Here is a 6822-nt window from a genome sequence, read left to right on the forward strand (position 1 = left end):
CCCTGCGCTCCTGCAGAAACGCGGCCGGCCGCACCCACCCCATGGAAGGTGCCAGCCGACTCAGGCGTCGATGTCCTTCAGCGACGCCACCAGTTCGCCCACCGCGGCCTGGCCGTCGCCGTACAGCATGCGGGTGTTGTCGGCGTAGAACAGCGCGTTCTCGATGCCGGCGAAGCCGGTACCGCGGCCGCGCTTGATCACGATCACGTGCTTGGCCGCGCTGACGTCGAGGATCGGCATGCCGTAGATCGGCGAGGCCGGGTCGGTCTTGGCCAGTGGATTGACCACGTCGTTCGCACCGATCACCAGCGCCACGTCGGTGGCCGGGAACTCCGGGTTGATGTCGTCCATGTCGGCGATCAGGTCGTACGGTACGCCGGCCTCGGCCAGCAGCACGTTCATGTGCCCGGGCATGCGCCCGGCCACCGGGTGGATCGCGAACTTCACCTTCACCCCGCGCTTGATCAGCAGTTGCGCAAACTCCCACACCTTGTGCTGCGCCTGCGCCACCGCCAGGCCGTAGCCGGGCACGATCACCACGCGTTCGGCGTACGCCATCATCACCGCCGCGTCGGAAGCGTCGATCGGCTTCTGCGCGCCCTCGATCGCCTGCGCCTCGCCGCCGGCCGCGCCGAAGCTGCCGAACAGCACGTTGCCGATCGAGCGGTTCATCGCCTTGGCCATCAGCTGGGTCAGCAGCGTGCCGGCCGCGCCGACCACCATGCCGGCGATGATCATCGCCTCGTTGCCCAGCACGAAACCCTCGAACGACACCGCCAGGCCGGTGAACGCGTTGTACAGCGAGATCACCACCGGCATGTCGGCGCCGCCGATCGGCAAGGTCATCATCAGGCCGAAGGCGAGCGCCAGCGCGAAGAACGCCGCGATCAGCGCCGGGCTGGCGTGACTGGTGGCAAGCAGCACGCCGGCGACCACCGCCGCCGCCAGCAGCAACAGGTTCACCGTGCGCTGGCCGGGAAACACGAAGCGCTTGTCCATCCAGCCCTGCAGCTTGGCGAACGCGACCAGCGAACCGGAGAAGCTCACCGCGCCGATCAGCGCGCCGAGCACGCCCAGCGCCAGCTCGGTCGGCGACAGCGCCGGCGGCAGGCCGTTCACCGCCCAGGCTTCGGGCCGCAGCGGCGAGGTATCCGGTACCGCCTGCAGCAGGCCCAGCCCGCGCGCGTAGCCGATCAGCTCGACCGCGCCGATCGCCGCCGCCGCACCGCCGCCCATGCCGTTGTACAGCGCCACCATCTGCGGCATCGCGGTCATCGCCACGCGCTTGCCGCTCCACCAGGCGGCACTGACGCCGACCAGCACCGCGGCAACGATCAGCCCGCGGTTGTGCATGTCCGGCAGGAACAACGTGGCCAGCACCGCCAGCAACATGCCGTAGCCTGCCCACACGATGCCGCCGCGCGCGGTGCGCGGCGAACTCATGCGTTTCAGGCCGAGGATGAACAGCAGCGCGGCGAGGAAATAACAGGCCTTGATCAGCGTCGGCAACCAGCTCATCACTTGGCTCCCTTGCCGGCGTCCGGCTTGCTGGACTTGAACATCTCCAGCATCCGCTCGGTCACCACGTAGCCGCCGGCGGCGTTGCCGGCGCCCAGCAGCACGCCGATGAAGCCGATCGCGATCTCGAACGGCGTCTGCGCGTGGCCTAGCGCGATCATCGCCCCGACCAGCACAATGCCGTGCACGAAGTTGGAGCCGGACATCAGCGGCGTGTGCAGGATCACCGGCACCCGCGCGATGATTTCATAGCCGGTAAAGGCGGCCAGCATGAAGATGTACAGCGCCAGGAAACCGTCGATCATGAGCCCATCCCCCGTGAGAGCCGCCCGCCAGGACGTCGAGTCTGCATCATACGGGTGCCGGTCAACCCGTGCGAGCCTGCCGCGTTGAACACCGGGTACCCCCCGCTGGAGCCCGAGGATGCTTCACCCGACGCTGCGGCCGACGAGCCCATGAACGGCGTGGCCGGCACACTCGACACGGACCTGCTGGGCGACGCGCGCGAAACGCCCGCCACGCTGGATGCGTTCCTGGCGCAGGTCGAGCGGCGCGCGTTCCGCATGGCCGAGCTGCAGCTGCGCCAGCGCGAGGACGCCATGGACGCGGTGCAGGACGCCATGCTGCGGCTGGTCAGGCACTACCGCGACAAGCCCGCCATGGAATGGGCGCCGCTGTTCTGGGGCATCCTGCGCCGGCGCGTGGTCGACCTGCAGCGCCGGCGCAAGGTGCGCTCGATCGTGGTGGGCTGGCTCGGCGGCGGCCGCGACGACGACGGCGACGAACTACCCGCATGGGAGCCGGCCGACCCCGGCCAGGATCCGCTGGGCCGGCTGCACGACGTGCAGTCGTATGCGGACCTGGCCGCCGCGGTCCGGCAACTGCCACAGCGCCAGCGCGAAGCGTTCATGCTGCGCATGCTGGAAGGGTTGGACGTGGCGGAAACCGCCCAAGCCATGGGTTGCTCCGAAGGCAGCGTGAAAACCCATCTATCGCGCGCGATGCATCATCTGCGCGACCAACTGGAGGACTGGCGATGACTTCGCCCGACAAGCATCTCGAACAGCGCGCCCGCGAACTCTGGCACGAGGCCGCGCAGCGCATCGACCCGGCCACCGCCGGACGCCTGCGCGCGGCGCGGCGGCAGGCGCTGGACGCGGTGCAGGCCCCTGCGCGTCGTGCCGTCCGCTGGCTGATCCCGACCGGCGCCTTCGCGGTGATCGCGCTGGCCACGATGCTGGTGTGGCAGCCGTTGCCGCCGCCGCACGCCAGCACCGCGATGCAGCCCGCCAGCAGCGCCGACGAGCTGGACAACGAGCTGCCGCCGGACGCCGACAAGACCGACCCGAACCTCTACCAGAACCTCGACTTCTACGGCTGGCTGGCTTCCGCCGGCAGCCATGCCGCAGCCCGCTGAGCCATGACCCGAATCCTCCGCCCGCTCCTGCCGCTGTTGCTGGCCGCCCTGCTCGGCGGCGTCGCCGCGGCGCCGTTGCACGCGCAGGACGCGCCGCCGGCGTCCCGCGGCGACATGCCGCCGCCGCGCCCGTGGAACAGCCTCGACCCAGCCCAGCGCGACGTGCTGGCGCCGCTGCAGAAAACCTGGGACAGCCTGTCGCCGCGCAAGCAATCGCGCATGCTGCAGCGCGCCGAACGCTGGGCCACCCTGCCGCCGGAACGGCGCGAGGAAATCCGCCAGCACATCGCCCGCTGGCAACAGATGACGCCGGACGAGCGCCACCAGGCACGCGAGAACATGCGCAAGTTCCACCAGCTGCCGCGGCAGCAGCGCGAGCAGTTGCACGCCACCTTCGAGCGCTTCCAGCAACTGCCGCCGGCGCAGCGCGAGCAACTGATCCGCGAATGGCACGCGCTGCCGCCGGCCGAACGCCTGCACTGGGACGAGCGCCACGGCCACGACCGCCCGCCTCCGCCACCGCCTGGCGACCCGGGCCACCCCTGAGCGACGGCTCGTCCCGGCCCGCACGCTCCCGCAGGAATCCCCGCGCAACCGTGGGTGGGGCGGGCACCGCCCGCCGCTCCGGACCGTCGAAAGCCGGCGGGCCGTGCCCGCCCTGCGGCATCATGAAACACGCCTTACTGACGGGCGGTGATCGCCCTACGGTTCGCTCAGCCGGCGAAGCGCGTCTCACCGGCGTGGGTGAGGCAGCTCTTCGCCACCAGCTCGTCGTCGAAATCCGGCTTCAAGGCACCGTCGTGCACCAGCAGCTCGACGAAGTTGAACACGTTGCGCGCGTACATCTCCGACGCGTGCAGCGGCGCGCCGGCCGGCAGGTTCAGCGGCCCGAGGATCACCACACCGCCATGCTCGACCCGCTCGCCCGGCCGGGTCAGCTCGCAGTTGCCGCCGCTCTCGGCGGCCAGGTCGACGATCAGCGCGCCCGGCTTCATGCCCTCGACCATCGCGGCCGTGAGGATCTTCGGCGCCGGCCGCCCCGGCACCGCGGCGGTGGAGACCACCACGTCGAACGATTTCAGGTGGTCGGCCAGTGCCTGCTGCTGCGCGGCACGCTCCTCCGCCGACAGCTCGCGCGCATAGCCGCCGCTGCCGGCGGCACTGACGCCGAGGTCGAGGAATTTCGCGCCCAACGACTCTACCTGCTCGCGCGTTTCCGGACGCACGTCGTAGCCCTCAGTCTGCGCACCGAGCCGGCGCGCGGTGGCGATCGCCTGCAGGCCGGCCACGCCGGCGCCGATCACCAGCACCTTCGACGGGCGGATGGTGCCGGCGGCGGTGGTCAGCATCGGGAAGAACTTCGGCGACGCCTCGGCCGCGATCAGCATGGCGCGGTAACCGGCCACCGCCGCCTGCGAACTCAGCACGTCCATCGCCTGCGCGCGGGTAGTGCGCGGCAGCAGCTCCAGCGAGAACGCGGTGAGCTTGTGCGCGGTCAGCGCGGCGACGCGCCCGGCCGCGCCGTACGGACGCAACTGGCCGACCACCACGCTACCCTCGCGCAAGCCGGCGAACACCGCATCGGCCGGCGGCAACACGCAGGCCAGTACGTCGGCCTGCGCCAGCACGCCGGCCGCGTCGGCGAATTCGGCCTCGGCATAACTGGCGTCAGGGAAACCCGCAGCGCGCCCCGCATCACGTTCCAGCAGTACGCGCAGGCCCTTGCCGCGCAGTTTCTTCGCCATCTCGGGCGTGATCGCCACGCGCCGCTCCCCGGCGGCGGTCTCACGCAAGGCGGCTACGGTGATCGGCATGGTGCATCCCCTCGGCAGTGGTCCGGTCATCTTAGCGGCAGCGGCGGCCTTTGATCCGGACCGATCCAAAAGAGTAAGCTGGCCCGCCGGCAGCCACTGCCCGGGGTCATCGCCGGAGATCCCGATGCCCACCACTGCCGACGCTTTCGACGACCTGCTGGCCCTGGCGCGCAGCGCGCGCGAACAGGCCTATGCGCCGTACTCGAACTTCCTGGTCGGTGCCGCGCTGCTCACCCGCGACGGCCGCCGCTTCAGCGGCTGCAACGTGGAAAACGCCTCCTACGGCCTGTGCAACTGCGCCGAACGCACCGCCCTGTTCAACGCCGTCGCCGCCGGCTGCCGGCCTGGCGACTTCGTCGCCATCGCGGTGATCGCCGATACCGATAACCCGGTCAGCCCCTGCGGCGCCTGCCGCCAGGTGATGTCCGAACTGTGCGACGACGCCATGCCGGTGCTGCTGGCCAACCTGCACGGCGACACCCGGCAGACCACGGTGACCGCCCTGTTGCCCGGCTCGTTCAAGCTGCCGCAGCCGGCCTGACGGTTCGCGCGCAACGGCTGCGCCGGCTAGCATGGGCAGTCCCCACCGAAAGAACCGCTCCATGTCCGCTGCCTTGTCCCTGCTCCAGCAACGCCATTCCGTCCCCTCGCGCCAGCTCGGTGAACCGGCGCCGGACGAGGCGAGCCTGCGCGAACTGCTGGAAGCGGCGATCCGCGTGCCCGACCACGGCAAGCTGGTGCCGTTCCGCCTGATCCGCCTGCAGGGCGAGGCGAAGCTAGCGTTCGGCGAGCGGCTGGCGGCGATTGCCGAACGCCAGCACCCGGAGCTGTCCGACGCCAAGCGGGAAAAGGAGCGCACGCGCTACACCTTCGCGCCGCTGGTGATCGCCGTGGTCGCCCACCTGCACGCCGACAGCACGGTGCCGGAAATCGAGCAGAAGCTGTGCGCCGGCAACGTCGCCCACAACATCCTGCTCGGCGCTTATGCGCTGGGCTACGGCGCACAATGGCTGACCGGTTGGGCCGCCTACGACCGCGAGGCGGCCGGCGTCCTCGGCCTGGCGGAGAGCGAACATGTGGTCGGCTTCGTCCACCTCGGCACGCCGCAGATCGAGGTACCCGACCGCGAGCGCCCGGCGCTGGACCAGCTGCTCTCCACGTGGACGCCGTGAACGCATCGGCGAACGGACGTCCAGCCGTCCATCTGGTCGACGGCAGCATGTATGTTTTCCGCGCCTGGCACTCGATGCCGGACGAATTCCACGACGCCGACGGCCACCCGGTCAACGCGGTGCACGGCTACACCCGCTTCCTGTGCGAACTGCTCGAACGCGTGCAGCCCGAACACATCGCGGTGGCGTTCGACGCCTCGCTGACCAGCTCGTTCCGCAACGCGATCTACCCGCCGTACAAGGCCAACCGCGAGCTGCCGCCGCCCGACCTGGAACGGCAGTTCGTGCAATGCCGCGCGATCACCGAGGCACTCGGCGTGCACCTGATGATCGACCACAGCTTCGAGGCCGACGACCTGATCGGCAGCACCGTGTGGAACCTGCGCGCGCAGGGCTGGCGCAGCGTGATCGTCTCCGCCGACAAGGACTTCGGCCAGTTGCTGGGCGAGCACGACGAGCAGTGGGACTACGCCCGCGGCCTGCGCTGGGGGCCGGCCGGCGTGCACGAGAAACTCGGCGTGCACCCGCACCAGGTCGCCGACTACCTGGCCCTGTGCGGCGACAGCGTGGACAACATCCCCGGCGTGCCCGGCGTCGGCGCCAAGACCGCCGCCGCCCTGCTCAGCCACTTCGGCAGCCTCGACGCGCTGCTCGAGCGCATCGACGAAGTCGCCTTCCTGCGCCTGCGCGGCGCCGTGGCCTGCGCCGCCAGACTGCGCGAACACGCCGAACAGGCGCGGCTCTATCGCCGCCTCACCCGCATCGCCCTGGACGCCCCCGGTGCCGAATCCGCCGACGTCCTGCAGCGCCGCCCGCCGCCCGTCGACCAGCTCGACGCACTGTGCGAACAACTGCGCTTCGGCGCCTTCACCCGCAGCCGCCTGCACACCCTGCTGAGTTG

Annotated in this window: 9 protein-coding genes; 6 read left to right on the top strand and 3 right to left on the bottom strand. The window is 70.6% G+C overall.

Features of this window, described 5'->3' with window-relative positions; genetic code table 11:
• Window positions 1-60: 60 nt before the first annotated feature.
• Together RHOOR87_RS0117270 and RHOOR87_RS0117275 are read right to left on the bottom strand one after the other, a co-directional pair.
• Entirely contained in the window at window positions 61-1518 is a 1458-nt protein-coding gene (locus tag RHOOR87_RS0117270) for an NAD(P)(+) transhydrogenase (Re/Si-specific) subunit beta (protein WP_027485740.1), read from the bottom strand.
• Window positions 1518-1823, bottom strand: coding sequence for an NAD(P) transhydrogenase subunit alpha (locus tag RHOOR87_RS0117275; RefSeq protein WP_008435546.1), 306 nt, complete (start codon window positions 1821-1823; stop codon window positions 1518-1520). Before RHOOR87_RS0117275 ends, RHOOR87_RS0117270 begins: the two co-directional genes overlap by 1 nt.
• Before the next feature lie 150 nt (window positions 1824-1973).
• Between RHOOR87_RS0117275 and RHOOR87_RS0117280 the strand changes: the two genes are divergently transcribed.
• Genes RHOOR87_RS0117280 through RHOOR87_RS0117290 form a run of 3 tightly spaced genes read left to right on the top strand, consistent with a single transcriptional unit; the run spans window position 1974 to window position 3481 of the window.
• Entirely contained in the window at window positions 1974-2558 is a 585-nt protein-coding gene (locus RHOOR87_RS0117280; RefSeq protein ID WP_015447057.1) for an RNA polymerase sigma factor, read from the top strand.
• Window positions 2555-2935 (top strand): hypothetical protein, encoded by a 381-nt coding sequence (locus RHOOR87_RS0117285; protein WP_015447056.1) that lies wholly within the window; start codon window positions 2555-2557, stop codon window positions 2933-2935. The genes RHOOR87_RS0117280 and RHOOR87_RS0117285 overlap by 4 nt, the downstream gene beginning before the upstream one ends.
• 3 nt (window positions 2936-2938) lie before the next feature.
• Window positions 2939-3481, top strand: a complete 543-nt coding sequence (locus RHOOR87_RS0117290; RefSeq protein WP_027485741.1) for a DUF3106 domain-containing protein — start codon at window positions 2939-2941, stop codon at window positions 3479-3481.
• A 167-nt stretch (window positions 3482-3648) separates the two neighbouring features.
• On the opposite strand, the gene RHOOR87_RS0117295 is transcribed toward RHOOR87_RS0117290, so the two are convergent.
• Complete coding sequence (locus RHOOR87_RS0117295; protein WP_027485742.1) at window positions 3649-4749, bottom strand: NAD(P) transhydrogenase subunit alpha; 1101 nt, start codon at window positions 4747-4749, stop codon at window positions 3649-3651.
• Between the two features lie 124 nt (window positions 4750-4873).
• Between RHOOR87_RS0117295 and cdd the strand changes: the two genes are divergently transcribed.
• The 3 genes from cdd to RHOOR87_RS0117310 form a co-directional block, all read left to right on the top strand.
• Window positions 4874-5290, top strand: a complete 417-nt coding sequence (cdd, locus tag RHOOR87_RS0117300) for a cytidine deaminase (protein ID WP_027485743.1) — start codon at window positions 4874-4876, stop codon at window positions 5288-5290.
• 61 nt (window positions 5291-5351) lie between these two features.
• Entirely contained in the window at window positions 5352-5921 is a 570-nt protein-coding gene (locus RHOOR87_RS0117305) for a nitroreductase (protein WP_027485744.1), read from the top strand.
• Window positions 5922-5968: 47 nt separating this feature from the next.
• A partial coding sequence (locus RHOOR87_RS0117310; RefSeq protein ID WP_231381828.1) for a 5'-3' exonuclease H3TH domain-containing protein occupies window positions 5969-6822 on the top strand: 854 nt, incomplete at its 3' end.

It is taken from the genome of Rhodanobacter sp. OR87 (assembly GCF_000473345.1).
GTDB lineage: Bacteria > Pseudomonadota > Gammaproteobacteria > Xanthomonadales > Rhodanobacteraceae > Rhodanobacter > Rhodanobacter denitrificans.

What these genes read in the sequence shown, in the direction of transcription:
- RHOOR87_RS0117270 (WP_027485740.1), bottom strand. Translation starts at nt 1,518, where the DNA reads ATGAGCTGGTTGCCGACGCTGATCAAGGCCTGTTATTTCCTCGCCGCG.
- RHOOR87_RS0117275 (WP_008435546.1), bottom strand. Translation starts at nt 1,823, where the DNA reads ATGATCGACGGTTTCCTGGCGCTGTACATCTTCATGCTGGCCGCCTTT.
- RHOOR87_RS0117280 (WP_015447057.1), top strand. Translation starts at nt 1,974, where the DNA reads ATGAACGGCGTGGCCGGCACACTCGACACGGACCTGCTGGGCGACGCG.
- RHOOR87_RS0117285 (WP_015447056.1), top strand. Translation starts at nt 2,555, where the DNA reads ATGACTTCGCCCGACAAGCATCTCGAACAGCGCGCCCGCGAACTCTGG.
- RHOOR87_RS0117290 (WP_027485741.1), top strand. Translation starts at nt 2,939, where the DNA reads ATGACCCGAATCCTCCGCCCGCTCCTGCCGCTGTTGCTGGCCGCCCTG.
- RHOOR87_RS0117295 (WP_027485742.1), bottom strand. Translation starts at nt 4,749, where the DNA reads ATGCCGATCACCGTAGCCGCCTTGCGTGAGACCGCCGCCGGGGAGCGG.
- cdd (WP_027485743.1), top strand. Translation starts at nt 4,874, where the DNA reads ATGCCCACCACTGCCGACGCTTTCGACGACCTGCTGGCCCTGGCGCGC.
- RHOOR87_RS0117305 (WP_027485744.1), top strand. Translation starts at nt 5,352, where the DNA reads ATGTCCGCTGCCTTGTCCCTGCTCCAGCAACGCCATTCCGTCCCCTCG.